Origin of the sequence: Gilvirhabdus luticola (assembly GCF_040117515.1) — a bacterium.
In the GTDB taxonomy this organism is placed as follows: domain Bacteria; phylum Bacteroidota; class Bacteroidia; order Flavobacteriales; family Flavobacteriaceae; genus Gilvirhabdus; species Gilvirhabdus luticola.
Genome location: NZ_JBEEEN010000013.1, coordinates 1 through 20855 on the forward strand (window position 1 = coordinate 1; position 20855 = coordinate 20855).

17 protein-coding genes are annotated in these 20855 nt (G+C 32.6%); 9 read left to right on the plus strand and 8 right to left on the minus strand.

Features of this window, described 5'->3' with window-relative positions; translation table 11 throughout:
- Positions 1–347 precede the first annotated feature (347 nt).
- The gene (locus tag AAFP94_RS14730) at positions 348–2255 is read right to left on the minus strand and encodes a sigma-54-dependent Fis family transcriptional regulator (RefSeq protein WP_409629130.1); all 1908 of its coding nucleotides are present in this window, start codon (positions 2253–2255) and stop codon (positions 348–350) included.
- A 172-nt stretch (positions 2256–2427) separates the two neighbouring features.
- Between AAFP94_RS14730 and AAFP94_RS14735 the strand changes: the two genes are divergently transcribed.
- Positions 2428–2988 (plus strand): OsmC family protein, encoded by a 561-nt coding sequence (locus AAFP94_RS14735; protein WP_409629132.1) that lies wholly within the window; start codon positions 2428–2430, stop codon positions 2986–2988.
- A gap of 160 nt (positions 2989–3148) precedes the next feature.
- Here the strand turns inward: AAFP94_RS14735 and xerA are convergent, their stop codons facing one another.
- Positions 3149–4279, minus strand: a complete 1131-nt coding sequence (gene xerA, locus AAFP94_RS14740) for a site-specific tyrosine recombinase/integron integrase (protein ID WP_409629135.1) — start codon at positions 4277–4279, stop codon at positions 3149–3151.
- A 70-nt stretch (positions 4280–4349) separates the two neighbouring features.
- Between xerA and AAFP94_RS14745 the strand changes: the two genes are divergently transcribed.
- Both AAFP94_RS14745 and AAFP94_RS14750 read left to right on the plus strand, forming a co-directional pair.
- A complete protein-coding gene (locus AAFP94_RS14745; protein ID WP_409629138.1) occupies positions 4350–4721 on the plus strand; it encodes a hypothetical protein in 372 nt (123 codons plus the stop codon).
- Between the two features lie 151 nt (positions 4722–4872).
- Positions 4873–5772 (plus strand): diacylglycerol/lipid kinase family protein, encoded by a 900-nt coding sequence (locus tag AAFP94_RS14750; protein ID WP_409629141.1) that lies wholly within the window; start codon positions 4873–4875, stop codon positions 5770–5772.
- Positions 5773–5822: 50 nt separating this feature from the next.
- On the opposite strand, the gene AAFP94_RS14755 is transcribed toward AAFP94_RS14750, so the two are convergent.
- On the minus strand, positions 5823–6269 hold the full coding sequence (locus AAFP94_RS14755; protein WP_409629144.1) for a carboxypeptidase-like regulatory domain-containing protein: 447 nt from the start codon (positions 6267–6269) through the stop codon (positions 5823–5825).
- 599 nt (positions 6270–6868) lie between these two features.
- Between AAFP94_RS14755 and AAFP94_RS14760 the strand changes: the two genes are divergently transcribed.
- From AAFP94_RS14760 to AAFP94_RS14775, 4 genes are all read left to right on the plus strand, one after another.
- The gene (locus AAFP94_RS14760) at positions 6869–7180 is read left to right on the plus strand and encodes a hypothetical protein (protein WP_409629147.1); all 312 of its coding nucleotides are present in this window, start codon (positions 6869–6871) and stop codon (positions 7178–7180) included.
- 12 nt (positions 7181–7192) lie between these two features.
- Positions 7193–7945 carry a hypothetical protein gene (locus AAFP94_RS14765; RefSeq protein WP_409629150.1) on the plus strand — a complete coding sequence of 251 codons (753 nt, stop codon included), beginning with the start codon at positions 7193–7195 and terminating at the stop codon, positions 7943–7945.
- A gap of 137 nt (positions 7946–8082) precedes the next feature.
- Complete coding sequence (locus tag AAFP94_RS14770; protein WP_409629152.1) at positions 8083–8271, plus strand: hypothetical protein; 189 nt, start codon at positions 8083–8085, stop codon at positions 8269–8271.
- Between the two features lie 773 nt (positions 8272–9044).
- Positions 9045–9890 (plus strand): toxin-antitoxin system YwqK family antitoxin, encoded by an 846-nt coding sequence (locus AAFP94_RS14775; RefSeq protein ID WP_409629155.1) that lies wholly within the window; start codon positions 9045–9047, stop codon positions 9888–9890.
- Between the two features lie 77 nt (positions 9891–9967).
- Here the strand turns inward: AAFP94_RS14775 and AAFP94_RS14780 are convergent, their stop codons facing one another.
- Both AAFP94_RS14780 and AAFP94_RS14785 read right to left on the minus strand, forming a co-directional pair.
- Entirely contained in the window at positions 9968–10705 is a 738-nt protein-coding gene (locus AAFP94_RS14780) for a hypothetical protein (RefSeq protein WP_409629158.1), read from the minus strand.
- Positions 10706–10757: 52 nt separating this feature from the next.
- Positions 10758–11495, minus strand: coding sequence for a hypothetical protein (locus AAFP94_RS14785; protein WP_409629161.1), 738 nt, complete (start codon positions 11493–11495; stop codon positions 10758–10760).
- Positions 11496–12032: 537 nt separating this feature from the next.
- On the opposite strand from AAFP94_RS14785, the gene AAFP94_RS14790 reads away from it, so the two are divergent.
- The gene (locus AAFP94_RS14790; protein WP_409629164.1) at positions 12033–12416 is read left to right on the plus strand and encodes a DUF7670 domain-containing protein; all 384 of its coding nucleotides are present in this window, start codon (positions 12033–12035) and stop codon (positions 12414–12416) included.
- A gap of 303 nt (positions 12417–12719) precedes the next feature.
- Here AAFP94_RS14790 and AAFP94_RS14795 read toward each other — a convergent pair whose 3' ends face one another.
- Both AAFP94_RS14795 and AAFP94_RS14800 read right to left on the minus strand, forming a co-directional pair.
- The gene (locus AAFP94_RS14795) at positions 12720–13361 is read right to left on the minus strand and encodes a peroxiredoxin (RefSeq protein ID WP_409629166.1); all 642 of its coding nucleotides are present in this window, start codon (positions 13359–13361) and stop codon (positions 12720–12722) included.
- A 136-nt stretch (positions 13362–13497) separates the two neighbouring features.
- Complete coding sequence (locus tag AAFP94_RS14800) at positions 13498–14049, minus strand: DUF4136 domain-containing protein (protein ID WP_409629168.1); 552 nt, start codon at positions 14047–14049, stop codon at positions 13498–13500.
- A gap of 183 nt (positions 14050–14232) precedes the next feature.
- On the opposite strand from AAFP94_RS14800, the gene AAFP94_RS14805 reads away from it, so the two are divergent.
- Positions 14233–14769 (plus strand): lipid-binding SYLF domain-containing protein, encoded by a 537-nt coding sequence (locus tag AAFP94_RS14805; protein WP_409629171.1) that lies wholly within the window; start codon positions 14233–14235, stop codon positions 14767–14769.
- A 461-nt stretch (positions 14770–15230) separates the two neighbouring features.
- Here AAFP94_RS14805 and AAFP94_RS14810 read toward each other — a convergent pair whose 3' ends face one another.
- The gene (locus AAFP94_RS14810; protein WP_409629173.1) at positions 15231–20798 is read right to left on the minus strand and encodes an HYR domain-containing protein; all 5568 of its coding nucleotides are present in this window, start codon (positions 20796–20798) and stop codon (positions 15231–15233) included.
- Positions 20799–20855 lie beyond the last annotated feature (57 nt).

Here is a 20855-nt window from a genome sequence, read left to right on the forward strand (position 1 = left end):
GTAAAACATAAAATTATTAAAAATGAGATTGTATTAAAATGTTTCATTGCGTTTAGTTTTTTAATGACCTATAACGTGTTCGTGTATGATTAGCTGCGTGGTTAAGCACTAAATTTAACAAATAAAAACCGAATAGAAAATCCGCGAGGATTTTCGTAAGTAGGCGAGAACTAACCATTAATTATACACGGTGTTGTAACACGTTTTTATTTATATTTTCTTTTTTACATTTATCCTTTGCTAATGATAATTATTTTATTTTTGAATAAGAGCTATTTTATTAGAATTACGTAATTTAGTTGTCATCTGGTTATAAAAAATACTAAACCTTCATTAAAATAATCAGTTTACCCTATAGCTACCTGCTTTATCCCAAATTTTTTAATTTTAGAAGTTAAGGTTGTTCTAGGAAGGTTTAGTAATTGAGCAGCACCGTCTTCACCTGAAATTCTCCAGTTTGTAAGATTTAAAGCTTTTATAATATTATTTTTTTCTATTTCCATAATATCATCAATAGTAAGTATGTTGGGGCTTTTAGATTTTTCATGGGATTTATTCTCTGAATTAGGCAAAATGGAATCAAGATTAAAATTTCCATCTGTGGAAGTGATAATGCCTCGCTCAATAATATTTTGAAGCTCTCTAACATTTCCAGGCCAATGATATAACGATAGTTTATTTAAATCCCGTTTAGTTAATGGCATGACATAAAGGGCTTTGTTTTTTGTAAATTTTTCGAAAAAAGCATTTGCAATAAGGATAATGTCATGTCCTCTTTCTCTTAAAGGCGGTAAATTGATAGGAAAAACATTAAGTCTGTAAAAGAGATCTTCTCTAAATTTACCCTCTTCAATGTGTTTTTGAAGATTTCTATGGGTGGCTGCAATTATTCTAACATCCACTTTTTTGGTTTCCGAACTTCCAACAGGCTCGAAAGTACCTTCTTGAATCACTCGTAGTAGCTTGGCTTGTAATGGCAGCGGAAGTTCAGCTATTTCATCAAGAAATATGCTTCCTTGATCTGCTAAAGAAAACCGGCCTTCTCTAGATGTTAATGCTCCAGTAAAAGCCCCTTTAACATGTCCAAAGAGTTCACTTTCTATCAATTCAGCAGGTAGTGCAGCACAATTTAATGTTATCATAGGTTTAGAACTTCTATTACTTGACTCATGTACCGCTTTAGCGAATAATTCCTTTCCTGTGCCAGTTTCACCAAGAATCAATACATTGGCATTAGTACGAGCCACCTGAATTACCAGTTCAAGACATTTCTTGATAGGCTCGCTGTCACCAATAATATAATTGAATTGTTGTGCATTTACTTTCTCTTTGAGCATAGCGGTTTCAGCATTTAACTCTTTGATTTTTATATTCCTAGAAACTTCATCCTTTATGCTTCTTATGTACAATGCATAGTATAAATTATTTTCAAAGAGGTAGGAGGATATATTAATTTTGGAGGGAAAGGACTCGCCTTTACAATTGAGACATACAAGAGGGTCTTTGAAATTTAGAGAGCCATTTGTGTCACATAAATTGTTGTAATTGAGAATTGATAATTCAAAGGTTTTGGAGGAATGAGAATCAAATAGATTCTTAACATCTATTCCTAAAAATTTATGGTCTTTAAATTCAAATAGCTGATTAGCGGCATCATTAGCTTGAGTAATTTTCATTTCTGAATTGAATTCAATGATGGCATCTGTTGTGCCATTAACTAACCTATTTAATTTAGATTCACTTTCAATGACTTTTCTTTGAATTATTTCACGTCTTAATTCCGCTGCTGCTCTGGAAGCAAATATTTTAAAAATCGCAAATACTTCAGGGATTTCGGGCATGGGTTTATTATCTAATAAAGCCAAATGCCCCAGTATTTTCCCATCAATATCTCTTAAGGAGATGCCCATATAACTAACTGCCCCTAAAGGTTTAAGATCAGGATCTTTTGGGTAGAGGTCAATTACTTTACTAGGTATATGACAAATGTCGTGCGCATTTAAAACAGGCTCACAAGGGGTGTTGGGCACTGAATACTCATATTTATCAACATATGCTCCCTCCAACCAAAAAGCTAAGGCATTTAATTTATTTTGCTCCTCCCAGTATTCTGTGATCCAAACGCCATAGACATCCAAAATTTCAGCTAAGTCCTTTACTAGCGCTTTAAAAAATTCTTTCCCAGTAAATTGAGAGGTGCTTTCTACAATTTGTTTTAAAGCAATTATTGCTGGTGTTCTTTTTGGTTGTTGCATGATGAAAAATAATAATTGACGAAATTAAGTTACCTAAAAATTGAATTATGACGAAATATCGGCAATATTATTTAGCGATAAATATTTTAAAATGCTGATAATCAATAATTTATAAATTAGGCATAAGAAGTGCTTATTTGTAGATATTATAAACCAATAAAATATTTTAAAAATGGAAACATTAGAAAAAACAGTAAACGGATTCAAATCTCAAGATATTATGGATACCGTTGGAGCAATTCAATCTAACCCAGAAATTGCAAAATTTAAATTTAGAGCAAGAAACAAATGGATTTCTGGAGGACACAACAGAAGTACTATTCAAGATTTTTATGGTGCTTGTACAGAAGACGAAACCAGAAAGGAACCATTTGTTTTTGACAACAGCGAACCACCAATTTTATTGGGAAACAACGAAGGTGCTAACCCTGTAGAATTTATTCTTCATGGTTTGGCAGGTTGTATGACCACAACCATGATGCTTCATGCTGCTGCAAACGGAATTTCTGTGGACCATGTAGAGTCAAGTTTAGAAGGAGATCTTGATGTTCAAGGTTTTTTAGGATTGGACGAAACTATTAGAAATGGTTATCAGAATATCAAAGTGAACTTTAAGATAGAAGGAGATCTTACAGAGGAAGAAAAGCAAAAATTAATCTCCTTTGCATATATGTCACCTGTTTTTGACATTGTTACAAACAAAGTACCAGTATCCTTATCACTTAATGTGTAAAAGAAGAATTGCACTTTTTAACTTATATTAAATAATAAAGGCCCTTTTGGGCCTTTATTTTCTTATTTTAATTTGTCTTTTGTAAATGTGTTACAACGTAGGAATAAACACATTGTGTTTATATCCATTATGTTTATTCGGTTAAAATTAAATAAAATTCTTACAAATCAATAGGACTTTTAATAGAATTAAAACTATTGGTAGCTACATGCGTGTAAATTTCTGTAGTCTTGGTAGAGTTGTGTCCCAGAAGTAGCTGAATATATCTTAAATCGGTTCCGTTTTCAAGTAGGTGAGTAGCAAAACTATGTCTTAAAGTATGTGCAGTTACATGTTTTTTAATTCCTGCTTTTTCACGTGCATTATTGATTATATTAAGAATACTACTTGCACTATACTTGTCTTTAACCTGACCTTCAAAGAGATAGTTTTGAGGTTTGTATTCCAAATAGTACTTTCGTAAATCTTCCAATACAGAATTTGCCAGAAGTGTATATCTGTCTTTATTTCCTTTGGCATCGTTCACTTTTATCAACATTCGTTTACTGTCAATGTCCTTTGGTTTAAGATTCAACAGTTCGCTTCGCCTCAATCCAGCGGAATAGAGTAGAGCCAAGATGCATCTGTGCTTCATGTTGTTTGTAGCATCTATCAATGACCTAACCTCATCTTTTGAAAGCACTATGGGCAGTTTCCTTTCCTTTCTCGGACGTTCGATCTCATAGAACCTGTTGGGCATTCCAAGTACGATTTCATAGTAAAATTTAATACTATTGATGCTTTGGTTAATGTAGGAACTTGACCAGTTTTTATTGACAAGCGTTTTTAAATAATGTCTTATATCTTGCTCATTAAGACTATCAACTTCAACGTTTGGATAATAGTTAATGAATCTCTCAAAGCAAGACACATAAGTCTTTACCGTATTGTTGGCATAGCGTTTAAGCTCCAGCTTATCCAAATAAGGTTCAGGACAGGTTCTGTAATCATTGGGTAACTGCCTTTTTCTGAACCATGCCACATCAAATTCCTCTTCTAAATTTTTTGAATTGGATTTTTGGAAAAAGTAATTGGTGTTTATCCAAGCCACGCCTCTAAAAAGATTAAAGATGGCATCTAGGTTTTTCTTGTTGTTTGGTAAACAGAACATACTAAATTCATTGTTCCAAGATATCCCTTTAAGTTCCTTTACCATACTGTTGAGAACCTTATCCGAATGGAACTTTAGACCAATAATTTTATTGTTGTCTACTAAAAGATGTTTTAGAGTGATGTGTTTATTAGGTTTCATAAAACAATATTAGGAGTTGTTTTTTATTTAGCAGAATATTATACGTATATTATCCGCATAATATACAGTTATGAAGAAATGCCTAAATTGTGGTAAGGTTTTAGAGGGTCGCTCCGATAAGATATATTGTGATGTTCATTGTAAAAGTTCCTACCAATACCAACAGACCAAAATAAAGGGTGCAAGCTTTTACCAAAAGGTTGATAAACAGCTAAAACATAATCGAAAACTTCTAAAAAATTATAACAAGGCAGGAAAGGCTACCATTAGAGCCTCGGCACTTCATAAAGAGGGTTTTGATCCCAACTTTTTCACCCATTACTGGAAAAATTTAAAAGGAGATGTTTATCTGTTTGTATATGAATACGGTTTTTTGAAAAGAAAGGAAAATAATATTGAAAAATATGTTCTTATTTTATGGCAGGATTATATGAATAATTAAAAATCAGTGTCATTTTGTACCTTATATGTGCCTTGAGTGAAATAAAGTATTGTAAATGCTATAAAAATACATTTTGTATCGGGAAGTAAATAAAGAATCAAAATAATAAATGCATAGATTTGTTGTAGTATAAACTTTTTTATAAAAACACTTGAAACGAATACTCTTTATTGTAAATGGAGCTAAAAAGCAAAGTAAAAAACTACAGACTGTTTTAGACTTCTTTTCTAATCAGGATTTCTTTTCAAAAGTTGAGGTTGTATTAACCAATTACTTGGGTCATGCCACGATTATAGCAAAGGAAAACAATTCAAAATTCGATTATATTATTGCTGTTGGTGGTGACGGCACTCTAAATGAAGTTATTAATGGTATTGATCTTAGGTCGAACATAATTATTGGTTTATTACCTTATGGAACTGGTAACGATTTTTCAAGAGGTCTAGATCTTAAACTTAACGCTCAATTTCTTTTTAATTTAATTAAAAATGATTGCTATAGACAAATAGACATTGGGCTTGTTGAAGGTATTGATATAAACACTACTCCTAAAAGACGATTCATAAATATTGCTGATATAGGCCTTGGAGGATTTGTAACCCAAAAAATTTTAAAACATAAAACCAAGTTGTTGTCAGGTAAAATGAAGTATGCGCTGGCAATTTTACAAGGGATGATTCAATATAAAAAACCAGAGATAAGGGTTGAAGGTGATATTGAGTTTACTGGTAAAATACTAACGCTTGCAGTATGTAACGGTAAGTTTTTTGGATATGGTTTATGCATTGCTCCAAAGGCTAATATTCAAGACAATGTATTAAACATCACGTGCATTGGCAATGTTACTTTACTAGATTATTTTAAGAATATAGGAAAAATAAAAAGAGGTGAAGTTATCCAACATCCTCAAGTTCATTATAATAGTATAAAAAGTATAAATGTTTATCATACTAATAAACCTTGCCCAATTGAAATTGATGGCGAATTTATTGGACACACACCTGTTCGTCTCCTAATACTTCCACAAAAATTAAAATTTCTTATTCCTTAAAGATATTTTATTATTTCCCCTATGACATGGAATGTAACTTGCATTCTAATTTAATCTGCTACGGCCTTTAGTATGTAAAACAAGTTTTCCACAGTATTAGAGCCAATACCTTTATCTGGTTGCTTGTTTTGCGATTTTCTTATTTTTCGCATTTCTTTACGCGTCAAATTTGTTTGAGTTTTAGTGCTATTAGTTTCTTGAAGTAGAAATGTAATATTGGTTTGTGGATTCACAATCACTTCAATTGGTTTGAAATCAACATAGTTTATATAAATTGTGTTTTCATTTTCTATCTCTAAACTAAATTTTCCGTCAAAATTTGTGGTAGTATTTTTAGTAGTTCCGTTAACAGAAATCTTGGCTCCAATTATGGGCAACCCATTGATATCGATTATTTTACCAGTTACAACTTTTTTTTGAATATGAATATCTTGAGCAACTCCATGCTGGCTAACCAGTAGTAACATCACTAATATTAATAAGTAAACAGATCTCATTGAAATTTTAGTTTAAGATTTATAAAATCCATTCAAAAAACTATAATTTTTAGGGGGAGATTAAGAATAATATCTTGAATATGATGGTAATGTAAGAATTATATTTTGAATTAAAAATAACCTCTTTGTTGAGGTTGTTTATGATTCAAAATATAATGCTATTACAGAAGTAAAATCCTTCAAATATGGGCAAAGTCTTGATAAGTATTCCGAAAAGTTTCAATAAAAAAGGGGATTATTTAGGTTAAAAATAATCCCCTTATTCGACTATAAAAAGTCTTCTTTAATTAATAGCGATACAAATATAATCATATAAAAATTTAACAAAATGATATATATCAGTTACTACAAAAATACGCCACATTTTAAATAAGTAATCTTTTTTTAATATAGTTAATTAACCTAAACTGATAATCGTCATTTTACATTTTTAATGGTACAATTAAATTTATTTATTATAAAATAAATCCTGATTTATCTATCATAAATTATTTGGGACATTCATTCGGAAAGGTCATTATAAATTTATTGAAACAATGAATTAAATAATTATGAAAACAAAAATAATTCATACACAGGTTTTTATTCTCAATCTAATCTTGGCATTTATATTTTCCTGTGAGGCACCGGCTACTGATGGTCAAATTACTGGAGATCTTGACCTCCCCTGTTATGATGAATGGAATATTCATTTTTATAAAATAAATGATGAAAATCAGTGCGAAGGTGAAATGAAAATAGAAAGTATAAGAGAGAATGAAAAAAAAAGACTTGAAAACATCCTAAAAAACACAAATGATAGCTGCGTTCAAGTAGAAATTAAGTATTATTGGTTGGGTATAAAATTGTATACTGACGGTTATATTAAGAACTCTAGTTCAACTTTCTTTCATTTAAAACATTGTAAATAAATTTGAGAAAAAATGAAAAATATTGCTTTTGTCATTATTGTATTTATTCCCTTTTTGGGTTTTGTACAGAATGATTTTGAGAATGGTGTAGTGGTAAATGAAAATACTTTAGAAATAATTACATTTAAAGATGAATTATTCATTGAACAATCCAAATCTGAAACAAAGCTTCGTGAGCTCAAATCTATTAATGATACCATAAAAAAAAGAAAAGTTCACTATGACGTTTCTCTTGGTATATTCATGCCCACCAATCAAGTCAAACTCATTGGAGTTAAACCCACATTTGGCTTTTCGTTTGGTCTTATACATAAGCGAATGATTTATGATCTAACAATCGACGTTCGTTTTGGCAAAACAAGTAGTGAATATCAACTAGCAGATGGCACATCGACCGATCATTATTTGGGGGGTTATGCTGGCATTGATATTTTGAGGGATATTTGGTCCAATAATAAAAATCAAATATTAATATTAGGAGGTTTGGGACTGGATGTGTTTGAAATTGAACCTGGTGTTTATCGTGATCCAAATTGGTGGGAAACCTTATTTTTTGGTGAAGATAGAATTACAATAGACCAACCAACGAATATTTTTTCGCCAAACATTAATTTTGGTCTGATGTATAGATTTTACTATAATAAGAAAAATTATTTTGGGATAAGATACAAGTTTAATCTTGTTGACTATAATTCTAAAAAAATATTCACAGACATAACAGGTAATTTTCACTCAATTACGATCAACTTTGGAGGCAAGATATAAGATTAAAAAAAAAGACAATTAAGATGTTCTTAATTAATTTTTTGAGAATTGCGTAGCAACAAAATGAAACATTTTGTTGCCCTTTTCATTATAAATAATATGATTATTTTAATCAACATGGTTTTATTTTTAGATAAATGGCCTTATACGAAATTAACTTTCTAACCCTTGAAGAAAAACAGGCAACTGTTTGGGATAAAGGTGTATTTCTGGATAACTATATAACCGAAGACATTAAAATTAACCGTTACTCTATTAATAAATTCTTTGTTGAGGTTGTCTATGATGGAGAACAGAATGCTTTTATAGAATGCAGGAGTTTTTAATATGGGCATAGTCTGGATAGGTATTCACTAATGTTTAATCTGGATTAATCACTATAACGCAGACGATAATTACTTTCCTAACAAATACTACCCCCTGAACTATAAAAATCTCTAATTACTCAATTTGCTGAACTTAAAACAAATGTTATACACATACCCTAAAATAGCTAAAGCGATAAAAGGCTATAACACCACACGCCAATTTTATGACTATGATTATGAAATTAAACTGATATTTGTCATATTAAATTTGCTTATAATGAGGTACCTTATAGTAGTGTATAATTAAAACCTTATATTATGAAAACATTATACAACTTAACAGGACTAAAAAGTACATGGGCAAATATTTATATAGCCTCTGAACTTGCTTTAATTATTTTCACATTAGCGGCCTTAATAATTTATTTATTATGAAAGTAATAATACCTAAAAATTATTTATGAAGTCTCTTATTATTAGTTGGTATAATTTTTTTAATCTTTAAGCCAACAGTAAATATATCATCTAAATTTGATATCTTTTCCTCTTGCCCAAGTGTAATAAAAGGAATAACGAATAATATTAAAAGAAGATTTTTCATAAGAAATTATAGTTTTAATTTAATAATTAAATTACCCAAAAGACTATAATTTTTTTTGGGATAAGAATAATAATATCTTGAATGGTTTAGAAAGGTACTAAAAAATGATATGTGTTTTATCATTATCAACCAGCTATTCATATTTTAAAAACGCGTACCTTGTTAATAATTCTATTAAAACCAACTAATTATGAAACTAAAACTCTTATGGGTATGCCTTGTAATATCATCTTACATTGATGCACAGCCAGACAATCTAAATTTTTATGGCGATGTAAACTTTGATGATATATTTCAATTGGGTGAGTTTATTTATCATAAAGCAGATACCACTTTGGTTCATGGAAGAGTTGTTCGTTTTAACAATAAAAATGAGGCAAAACGCTATATTGACATTTTTGAAGGAATGCCAGATAATATTGGTTGGATTAAAATAAAAGACGATTATAAACAGCCAAAGGAAAGCACATTAGGTGGTGCACTTTTTAGTGCTGCTGTTTATGCAGGACTTGCTGCGGCTGTTATATCAGGTAATGATGGTGATTTTACAATTGGGCAAGGTTTTGGACCCCAAGAGAAGGAATCTAATAGGAATTTAAAAATGAATGTCGGTAATAATGCAACAGATAATCAAGCTACCATAAAAAATTCTGAAGAATTAGAAATACCAGAAGATAGTGTATTTGAAGATGGAGTTTATCAAGAATATTATGACAATAAAGAGTTAAAAATAACAGGCAATTATTTAAACGGCCATAAGCACGGTCTTTGGAATGAATACTATGACAATGGCAATTTAATGAATACGGTTAATTATTGGGAAGATAAAAAAATTGATACTCTAAAGTTATACCATTCAAATGGTAAGTTAAAGGGATTGGTTAACTATAAAGAAGGAAAAGAAGATGGAGAAATGAACGTTTATAACGACCAAGGAATAAAAATAATGTCAGGCTTTTTTAAAGAAGGTGTGCAAGTTGGTGTATGGAATTATTATGAGAATGGAAAAATTGTCTTCACAGAAATCTTTGATTGAATAAAGTTTATTTTAAAAAATATTAATCCTACTTATATCTTGATTTATAATAAAGGAATAGGCAGAGGAAATGTAATTTATTCTTTGTTTTTGAAGTTTTGTTCTACAATTGTATAGATGCCAATAATATCGCTTTTAGAAAAGTAAGGCTTCAAGAGTTTATACCTGCCCTTTTCATCCATTTCTTTTGGATAATCAATAAAATAAGTATTTAAATCATCTGTAAGGTCAGTGAGCATTAATTTTTTTTGATCAATTATATCCTCTTTAGGATTATAAATGGTGTAAGTAGCTGTGACATCCATAAACATTATTTTTTCAACGCCAAATTCTTCCAAAGTTTTTGGTCCCAAAACATCCGACCATTGAACAAAAGGTTCTTTACTTTCAATTTTAATTTCCATAGCAATATAAACATCTGCCGATTTCTTTTTTACTGCTTTTTTGAATTTAAGGTTAGGAAAATCATCTAATCTATTAAACCCATTGTAACCATATAGAGGATAAATCATCGTTACTTCACTATATCCATACTTTTGCTTAAACATTTCTGCAGCCATCTCACAAACTTTATTCACTTCTTTTTTGGACAAAGTTTCAACAGATTTATCTAAAATCATTTTATTGGAGTATAGATCTTTTTTATATTTCTTATTGCCTCCTCCATCATATTGCTGAATTGCTCTCCTATAATCTTCCGGTACCTGGAATTCGAAATTGAACAAGACTGCTTGTTGAGCGGTTGAATTAAAACTAAAAAAAAGACCTATAATACATAGCAATAAAGAAACTGTAATGCGTTGTGAACTTATCATGACCATTGAATGAGTATTAAATTTTACGAGTCTTTGAAATCAAAACATATATTTACTCCAATACCTCAATTTTTTGTTCTGCCAATTCGTAAATGGAAAAAAGCTCTTCTTTAGTTAAATATAGTTTCCGTAGCTTATAACCTTTTTCAACAATTTCTGAATTATAATTTTCACTAAAAAGCTGATCCAACTCATCTTTTAAACTAATTTCTTTTTGGTCAATAATATTTTCTTGTGCGTTAAAGATTGTATAGCTTAATGTAATATTCATAAACATGGTTCTTTCCATACCTTTTTCTTCATAATATAGCGATGTTTGTGGAGCAAAAACCCTATTTTCAATTCTAAATTCCATTGTGATATAGGCGTCAACAGTATTCTTTTTAACAGCCTTTTTAAACCCTTTATTAGGAAAATTTGATACTTTACCGGTTGTGGAACCTGAACCTGTAGGGTACATCATTTTTACATCTGTATAACCATATTTACGCTTAAACATTTCAGCAGCAGATTCACATATAGAGTGCACTTCTTCAACGGATATTGGCTCTAAATATTTATCAAGAACCATTTTACCGTAATAGTCTTTTTTATATTTCTTTTTCCCTTTTTGATCATACTCTTGAATTTCATGTCTGTAGGCATCAGGAACACGAAAATCAAAATTGTACAAGACAGCCGATTGCGACCAAGCGTTTGTGATTGTAAAACATATAACAATACTAAAAACAAATTTATTAATTATGTTATACGCTTTTGGATTCAAATTACTTTGGTAATTAATTTTCATATAAAGTTGTTTATAATTTCCTCAATATAGACCTATATAACCAATAATAGCTATAAATATTGATAATTTTAAAAATCTTTCTTTAATTTAAAAGTATACTAATAATTGTAACATATTACTATAAAAAAAAGAGTATGAATTAACATACTCTTTTTTTGATTTGATTGATGAAACGTTTATAAATTTTTATTTATATCGTCTTACGTTATTCCAAGTGTAACTTTTGCTTCTATCAAAAATTCTAGGAATATGATGTTTTTCTATAGTTGTCATAATTTCTATATTTTATGGTTAATGATTTTTAATAATTTGTTTATACCTAATAGACGATATAATGTAAAATTTGTTACAGAACTATGTATAACAAAGTATTAATTTAACAATATTTAACATTTGGTATGAATTTTAAAATGGTTTAGTAATATTTTTAGTTCGGTCAATTTTTTTTTTGAGTAATCAACTAATCTATACTGACATATATCATTGTTTTTTCTTAATCGCAGAATTACATTTATTGATTATCTATAAAAGCTAATTATGAAAAGATCGAGAAAATTATTTTATTGGTTGCCTCGTATTCTTTGTATTGTGGCTATTTCTTTTGTGAGTTTGTTTGCGTTGGATGCGTTTTCGACAGAACTTTCTTTTTGGCAACAGATAGGTGCTTTTTTAATGCATATGATTCCTTCATTTATTTTACTTGGCTTACTCATTTTGGCATGGAAAAAGGAATTTGTTGGAGGTATAATATTTATTTTAATCGGACTAGGTTTGAGTCCAATTGTTTTTTCACATAATTATAGAATGAATCATTCGATCATTATGAGCCTAGGAATTATTTTAATAATTACCATTCCTTTTGCTGTTGTTGGAATTTTATTTTTGATCAGTCATTTCAGGAATAAAAAAGAAAAAGCATAGAAAGAGTTTATACAAATAAATCAATAAAACGAAGAATTTTTTAGTAAGCTCATGATTAGATGATCTTTAACATCTAGGTTTTTTTTGATGATTAAAAATCTAAATTTTTAAAAGTTAATGTACTAAAGCTTTTGGACAAAAAGATGTTTAAAAAACTCAAGTTTAGTATTATATTTGCTACCTATAAATTATTGGATGAAACATAAAGTAAATTAGCTATTAATCCCTAAAAAGAAACATTCAATAATTGATTTCAATAAAAAGCTCCCAATTGTGGGAGCTTTTTAATTTTATAAACAGAAATTAATTCCAGTTGGGTTGTGGAGTAGTTCTTAAATAAGGTTTTATTTCCTTGAAACCTTTTGGGAATAACGCAGGAATATCCTCTGTAGCCACTGCTGGGACTACCACACAGTCTTCACCATTATTCCAGTTTGCTGGTGTTGCTACTTTATGATATGCTGTTAATTGAAGCGAATCAATAACGCGTAACAGTTCATCAAAATTTCTACCTGTTGAAGCAGGGTAGGTAATAGTCAATTTAATTTTTTTATCTGGCCCAATGACAAATACAGAACGAACCGTTCCTTTTTCATCAGAATTGGGATGTAGCATATCGTACAGTTGTGCCACTTTTCTATCTTCATCAGCGATGATGGGAAAGTTGACTGTAGTATTTTGAGTTTCGTTAATGTCTTGAACCCAGCCACGGTGCGATTCTAATCCATCAACACTTAAGGCTACCACTTTTACATTGCGTTTATCAAATTCTGCTTTATACTTGGCTACTGTACCGAGTTCTGTAGTGCACACTGGAGTGTAATCTGCTGGATGAGAGAATAAAACTCCCCAACCATCGCCTAGCCACTGGTGAAAATTGATTTCTCCTTCTGTTGATTGTGCCGTAAAGTTTGGAGCTACGTCTCCTAATCTTAATGTTTGCATAGTCTATAGATTTAGTATGTTATTATAATATAAGTTCACAAATATTTTGATTAAAGGTACAAATTAGTAAACTAAAAGTGCATATAGTTTATCTTAAATAATCATTAAAGTTTAATTAAAAAAATAGAAATACTGATTATGGTTTTACAGGATATTTCTTCATTAATTTTTTAATATTCTTTGGAATCGATTTTTCTCTTTTTTCTGGTTTGGTTTGTACAATTGCTGTAATGATACCTTGCCATATTAAGTTCTTGCCAGCGCTATCGTACATATCTACTACTAGAGTACCTTCTAAATAGTCATTCTCACTATAGGTTGTGTTTGCAGTAACCATACCAGGACCTGTTCCCCAACCCCAACGACCTCTATAACCATAGGTGCCATTAAAAGAGGTGTAGGCTGTAGTACTCGTTTTTTGGTTTACAACAATAAACAATGTTATTGTAGCATCACCATTAGATTGCACCGGACTTAACCCTCTGGAAGCAAACTCTGACTTAAGTGCCTCTTTGATACGCTTCTTATCAAAATCATTCAAAATTTTATCACTGTCTTCTTGCCAACCTGCAAATGTATAGGTTTTATACTGCGTAAAATCAACATTCTTGTCGTAATCACTTTTAACTTGTGCAAAGCCAAATTTTGTAAAAACGAAAAATGCTATTAAAAATACTTTTGGTCTCATAGTTTTTTGTTTTAATTAATAGCTATTCCAATAGCTTATATAAGTTTTATAAAGTTATCAAATTTTAAAAAATCATACCATGTTTTTATTTTTAATAACTTAATATGGTTAGAGTTAATTTTTACGATTTATTTAGTTAAATTCATAGCAAATTTGGATAATAATAAACAAATCATAGAAAACATGAAAACACAAACTATCAGAGCTTTTGTACTACTATTCCTTATAGCGGGGTTTACACTATCGGCCCAAACTGAAAAAAAGAAAGACGAAATCATTAAAGATGCTGATGATGCCAAGCAAGAATTTTTGAAGATGGATTATCAGATGAAAAAGCATTTTGCTAATTCTTATGGTTATGCCATTTTTCCTAATGTTGGAAAAGGCGCTATTGGCGTTGGTGGTGCGGCCGGTAATGGTGTAGTCTATGAGCAAGGTGAAAAGATAGGATTGGCAAAATTGAAACAATTAAGTATAGGATTTCAATGGGGTGGACAAGCGTACAGAGAGATCATTTTCTTTGAAACAAAAGCAGATTTAGAACGTTTTAAGAAGGATAAGGTAGAGCTTGCAGCTCAAGCATCTGCAGTTGCTGTTACAGCTGGAGCATCAGCCGATGCTAAATATCAAGACGGTGTTATGATATTTACTATGCAAAAAGGAGGTTTGATGTACGAAGCTTCAGTAGGCGGGCAATCGTTTAAATTCAAAAAATTATAGATTTTATAAAGGTATAAACCTAATTTTAAATTAATGGGAAGTGTTATGCCTCCCTTTTTTTGTGCTATCTTATAAAATGAGGGTGCGTAACTTTGTTATAGTTTGAACCGGAAATATTAAGTTTTTCAAGCCGATACTATTATTGCTACACTACTATTCCTGCAATAGCATAAGAAGACTGTTTTATCATGCCACGTCTATCCATAAAACATATAAGATAATCCTCTAATTTAATGATAATAAATGATTTTATCTAAATATGAAACTGAATTAGGTAATTAAAATCTCAAGATTATAGCAAAGCTTTTTAAAGTGCTTTCAAATCCATTATAGATATAGTAAATTATAAAAAAACTATCAAGTTTTTTTGATTTTGAGTTTTATTGTATCTAAACAGATTATAATTTTATTCACTTATTCTCAATATCCTTAACAAAGTATAGCATTTTTTTATAAGCTAGTTATTGAGTAATAGTGATCTTTTTGTTATAAATAATTGTGTTTGTTTCAACTTTAACGATATAGATTCCTTCAGAAATATCTTTTACAGGAATTCTAAATTCACTTTTCGATGTATTCGGCAAAGTGGTCATCGTCCATGATCTTACAGTTTGTCCTAAAAGATTAATAAGAGATACTTGTTTAACATCCGTAATGTCTTGTACTCTAATAAAGATTTCTTTAGTGCTATTTAAAAAGTTAATCACAATATTTTCTAATTGTATATCTGTAGTTTCCAATAATTTATTTTGAGCTTTGGTAAAGGCAATATAGAATCTGTTTTTATATTCACCCTTATCTAAATACATCTTAAACGCCTTATTGTTTATTTTGGTAAACTTGTCCATCCACAAATCATAAACATATACATTAATTGGATGTTCAAAATTCTCCAATTCTCTAACTCCAATTTCAATGTCCCCCTGATCTGATAGCAACATAGCCATAGGATATTGCTTATACTTATTAAAATCTCCAACACCTTGGATGACATAAGGCTGATCATCAATCTGCCATGAAAGATCATTTGGAAAGGAATCATAATTGAGTCCATCATAGCCATAATCAAAATCATCTGTAGCCAAACCTCCGGGAACAAATGCCAACAGTAGTGGCCTTATGGCACCATCATGAGTTTTGAAATCGAGCCTTAAGCGTTTAATTTCATCAACATTGGAGTCTTTTGTTTTCTCCTTTGAACTAATACCATCATTCGATCTGAAAAATTGAGAACTACTGTTATTTTCCCTTTCAAAAACGCGCTGTCTATTCTTTAATGTTACAAGACCGCCTGTAGGGCTAGCCGCCACAAAGAACCCTTGGGCAACTGGAATAAACCTGCCAGGTCTTTTCGAACCATTACCTCCTGCTATCGAAACACCATCGGATGTAATAGGTGGCGTCACAGCTCTTACACCACCGGCTAAAGTGTATACTGCATATCCTCCTTGGTAATCCCTTAAGATATGTGTATCATTCTGATCAAATTGATCCCAGAAATAAATGGTTCCATTAGTACTCTCTGAACTATTGTCGTAAGCAGCAGATCGTTTGCCATTTGGATTATATAATGGAATATTGTCTTTTATAAATTCATCTGAATCTATGGCACTAGGGTATGGATTACCTGTTAAAAGGTTATTTCCCGTGGAGATTAAATTAGTTATGGTATTGTTATTTGGTTTTAGCATAAAGGCATAATTTTGTAGTCCAACTGTTGGATAGCCAACACCACTGCCTTTCATGGTATAACCCAAACCAGCAGCTATGGTTGTGTTTTCATTGATCTTAACCCATTCAGAATAGGTGTTTGCCGGTAAATTGTTATAGGTATATAGCCAACGCCTACTTACTGAAATAGGGCTTGTTGGGGTAGCTGTATGAGCAGCTATCCAACTGATAGGTTGCGGACTACTTGAGTTGGTACCATCTTTTAGAAGATTGAATAAATCACCTCCAATATTATTGGCAATGGTATTAACTTCACACCCAAAAAGTGAAAAATAGTTATAATTAAACGGATTGTTGGTTCCTTGTTGATCTCGTTTTAAATAGCCCGAACTGCTCACATCAAGCGTACTTTCATGAAATTGAGAAGTGGCATATCGTTTTTGTACTAATTGGGACTCACCGATGAGATTCATAAAACCATCCAATTTCAAATATTGAGTCAACCATAAGCCGTGGCCAGTATTAGTTTCATCTTGAGCACCTAAAGCCGTAATGGTCAAATCGCTGCTGGCATCCACTATTAGGCCTAAAAGGGTAATATTTCTAGGGTTTACAGAAGTAAGATCAGACTCTATATCATGCGAGGTTTTTACAATATTCCAATCAATTCGGGTAGAATTGTCAACGCCCAAAGCGTTTGGGTAATCCCAAACGGAATCTCCATAGGTCCAAGGTGATGAAGCTGAAGTATCATACCAATTTCCATCAGCTATTGTGGTGTATGGCATTGGTGCTGTCTGATCTTCTTCGGTTGTAATATATCTCAATTTTCCGGCAACACCTTTTCCAGCAGTACCATTCAAATAACCACAATTGATATCGCTTGTGTCCATACGATAATAAGCCACTAGGTTAGCCCAAGTGAGCAGATCTTCTTCAACCCCGTCTTGATTGGTATCTACCCCATAAATTTTTGTCGGTATAACTTCACCTCCCACATTGGTTCCCAACTGTTTTATTTCCTGATTCATCATTTGGCGAATATGCTGTACGTTTAAAGCTTTGTTCCAAATCCGTACTTCGTCTATCCAACCTGAAAAATAATTTACCGGTTTATTGGGTGGATTTCCTGCTCCCATTGCGCCAATAATGCACTCATAGTTATTGTCAGTAGGAGGGTTGGCAGATAAGCTATTGACTAAAACACCATCGATATACAAGCTGTAAACCTTGTTATTACCAACATCCAATCTGGTTACGGCTATGTGATACCATCTGTCAGTACCTATCGGGTATGGTGAACTTATTAAACTTTGGTCAAAACTAAAAGAAATGATATTGTTAACAAGTCTTAAATCATATCCCTTGTTAAAATCATTCACATTACGTTTGGATATGATGGTTTGAATGGCATTATTGGGGTCTCCAGAATTTGTGACGGCATCAGGCTTAATCCAGCATTCAATACTAAATCCTGAACCCAAATTATAATTATTATTAAATGTAATATTATCGTTTTCTCCATCAAAATCAACTACAGGGCAATTGGTAATTTGAACTATTACAGTATCTTCACAAATGTCATTGAATGGACCGAATGGTCCAACCGTCCATTTTAATTCATAAGTTCCCGGACTTCCTGTAAATACTGCATTTGGATCGGTATCATTTGAAAAACTACCTCCTGCGCCACAATCTAGCGTTGAATTCACAATGGTCCATTTTCCTGGAGTCATGGTTCCAGGATCATCACAATTTGTACAACCTGGAGGTGGATCGAAAGCATTTTTGGCGGCATTTTGATTGGCAGACAACGTGTTATCATATGCGTTGAGAGTCACAATGTTATCGCCACATTCGCCTGGTGCATAGATGACATCCTCACCAGCGTAGGCGTAATTAATCAAAACGTCTGCTATGGCCGTACCGTCGGGGTCATAAGCTCTACAACCATTTACTACAGATGTCGCTCCATATTGATGGGCTCCTGGGACATTGGGAGTAAAGTTATAGGTTACATTATAACTTCCATCTGCAAGCGGTTCAATATTTGGATCTCCAATACCTTCGGTCCACTCAATTTCATTTGAGGGAGCCCCACCTAAAGGCAAGGTAATGTGGTCAATTGACCAAGCACTTTCATCTGAAGTGCCATAAAAAGTCCACTTAATTCTTATTTGATCAAGTCCTGCATAAGGGCTTAAATCCAAGGTAAATACCGAATTCTCAAACTCATAATAACTATCTGTCGAAGGAGGATAAGCCATCCAGTCCCAAGCGTTGAGTGGATTCATTAAATCCAACAAAGTTATATTATAGGTCAAACCGCCATCTGTAGACAGCTCCAGCTTGGCGATATCCCCAGAAATGAGATTCCACGCGTGCGCAAACGAAAATTCTGGAGAGTCCAGACCAATCAAACTCAATATTGGGGTTTCCAAAGTTGTCGGATCTCCGGGAGGAAATGCATCAATGTAATCTTGACTGGTATAATCGCCATGGGCGATACCAAACTTAAAGTCATTGGCATCATATGTAATGGTGTACAAGGTCCCGACAGGATGATTGTTCGTTCCCGACCAATTGTTGAATTTGGTATTATTGGCAGCGGCTGTAAACGAAGACCCTGCCACTTCGCCATCAATCAACCACATCAATGGATTCCATTTATCAGGGAATTGTCCCTGATCAAAATCTCCACCTTCTTGGTCTTCTAAATCATATAATACAGTATATCCACTGTGGGCTAAAAGCGAGATTTGTTCACCCATACAAACGTTGAAGTAATCATTTTCAAGTATTGGAGGCACATCGGGCGGTATGGCATGAACGCTTATAAGCTCTGAATATTCAAGACAGGTACCTATTTGAATTAACACTCTAAATACCGAGGATTTTGTATTTGAAAAATCAAAATCTATATGATAAGAGTCTAAACCGGATGTATTAGGAATAACATTAAAACCGTTAGAACCAGCTTCAAATATTTCCCATTGTACAATAGTTCCATTGTATCCAGATAAATTGATGGTGACTGGATTTATATCATCTGGGCAAGCCGTAATGGCCACATCATTGGATGGTGGAAATTCGACAGGATCCAAGTCATCCACCCTTCCCAATAAAATGCCTCCATCGATGGGCGGTTTTGTTAATGTTACACTTTGTTGTTGCGTTACAATTTGACCATTACCGTCGTCATAGGTCCAAGTCACGATTGTTGTGCCGAAAGTGGTAATCGGAAGTTCTACATCGGGTTCGCCATCTAATACCCCTTCACAATTATCCATTGCGGTTGGGGCTACCAGGTCTATCTCACAATCAACAACGTTTATAGTAGGCAGTGATGCAATATCAGGTACAGGATCCGTAACATCATCAATAATAATGGTTTGGGGTACAATAATTACATTTCCATTGCCATCATCAAATTCCCAGTTAATAGTATAAGTTCTCTGGTTGTTAAATGTTCGAGGTATATTGTAATCACTGGTGGTTGCCGTTATTGTACCTGCACAATTATCGGTGGTTGTTGGTGCAGTTACATATACCGAACACTCATCACTCAATACCGGTAAGGTAGGTATTTCTGGATCCTGCGTATCATTTACTGTTACATTAAAACTACAGGTTGCCGTGTTTCCAATGGCATCCATTACTTCATAGGTTACTGTCGTCGGTACGCCAACAAGGAAGGTTTCACCTGGAGAATGAGTTTTAGTCCAAACCAAAGATCCAGAATCTGTACAATTATCAGTAGCCGTAGGTTCTGTCCATGTAACCACTGCATGACAAGTATCAGTAATATTGCCAACTATGATGTCGTTTGGGCAATTGAAAATCAACGGTATTTCTGTATCGCTGACTGTGACATCAAAACTACAGGTTGCCGTATTTCCGGATGCATCGGTGACTTCGAAGGTATTTGTTGTTGTTCCTATAGGAAAAAGCGATCCTGATGCCAGTCCTGCTGTTTGCATTACAGTCTGTCCTGGGCAATTATCGGTACTGGTCACGTTATAATTAACAACTGCTCCACAATAATTAATGTCATTGGTTACATTAAAATCTCCAGGGCAAGTAATGGTTGGATTCTCATTGTCGTTTACAATGACATCAAACGAACAGTTTGTGGTATTCCCAGCGGCGTCAGTTACGGTATAGGTTACCGTTGTGGTTCCTACAGGAAATGCACTACCAGATATATGAGATTGGGTCCAAACCAAAGAACCAGAAAGTGTACAATTATCTGTTGCAGTAGGTTCAGACCATGTAGCAACCGCAGAACATAATCCTGGGTCATTATTTAAAGCAATATTTCCAGGGCAACCTGCAATTACAGGCGCCTGGTTGTCCAACACTATTACGTCGAAGCTGCAGGTATCCGTGTTACTGTTCACGTCGGTAACCAGCAC

Coding starts and splice junctions, on each gene's coding strand:
- AAFP94_RS14730 (WP_409629130.1), bottom strand. CDS start 2,255: ATGCAACAACCAAAAAGAACACCAGCAATAATTGCTTTAAAACAAATT.
- AAFP94_RS14735 (WP_409629132.1), top strand. CDS start 2,428: ATGGAAACATTAGAAAAAACAGTAAACGGATTCAAATCTCAAGATATT.
- xerA (WP_409629135.1), bottom strand. CDS start 4,279: ATGAAACCTAATAAACACATCACTCTAAAACATCTTTTAGTAGACAAC.
- AAFP94_RS14745 (WP_409629138.1), top strand. CDS start 4,350: ATGAAGAAATGCCTAAATTGTGGTAAGGTTTTAGAGGGTCGCTCCGAT.
- AAFP94_RS14755 (WP_409629144.1), bottom strand. CDS start 6,269: ATGAGATCTGTTTACTTATTAATATTAGTGATGTTACTACTGGTTAGC.
- AAFP94_RS14765 (WP_409629150.1), top strand. CDS start 7,193: ATGAAAAATATTGCTTTTGTCATTATTGTATTTATTCCCTTTTTGGGT.
- AAFP94_RS14770 (WP_409629152.1), top strand. CDS start 8,083: ATGGCCTTATACGAAATTAACTTTCTAACCCTTGAAGAAAAACAGGCA.
- AAFP94_RS14775 (WP_409629155.1), top strand. CDS start 9,045: ATGAAACTAAAACTCTTATGGGTATGCCTTGTAATATCATCTTACATT.
- AAFP94_RS14780 (WP_409629158.1), bottom strand. CDS start 10,705: ATGATAAGTTCACAACGCATTACAGTTTCTTTATTGCTATGTATTATA.
- AAFP94_RS14785 (WP_409629161.1), bottom strand. CDS start 11,495: ATGAAAATTAATTACCAAAGTAATTTGAATCCAAAAGCGTATAACATA.
- AAFP94_RS14790 (WP_409629164.1), top strand. CDS start 12,033: ATGAAAAGATCGAGAAAATTATTTTATTGGTTGCCTCGTATTCTTTGT.
- AAFP94_RS14795 (WP_409629166.1), bottom strand. CDS start 13,361: ATGCAAACATTAAGATTAGGAGACGTAGCTCCAAACTTTACGGCACAA.
- AAFP94_RS14800 (WP_409629168.1), bottom strand. CDS start 14,049: ATGAGACCAAAAGTATTTTTAATAGCATTTTTCGTTTTTACAAAATTT.
- AAFP94_RS14805 (WP_409629171.1), top strand. CDS start 14,233: ATGAAAACACAAACTATCAGAGCTTTTGTACTACTATTCCTTATAGCG.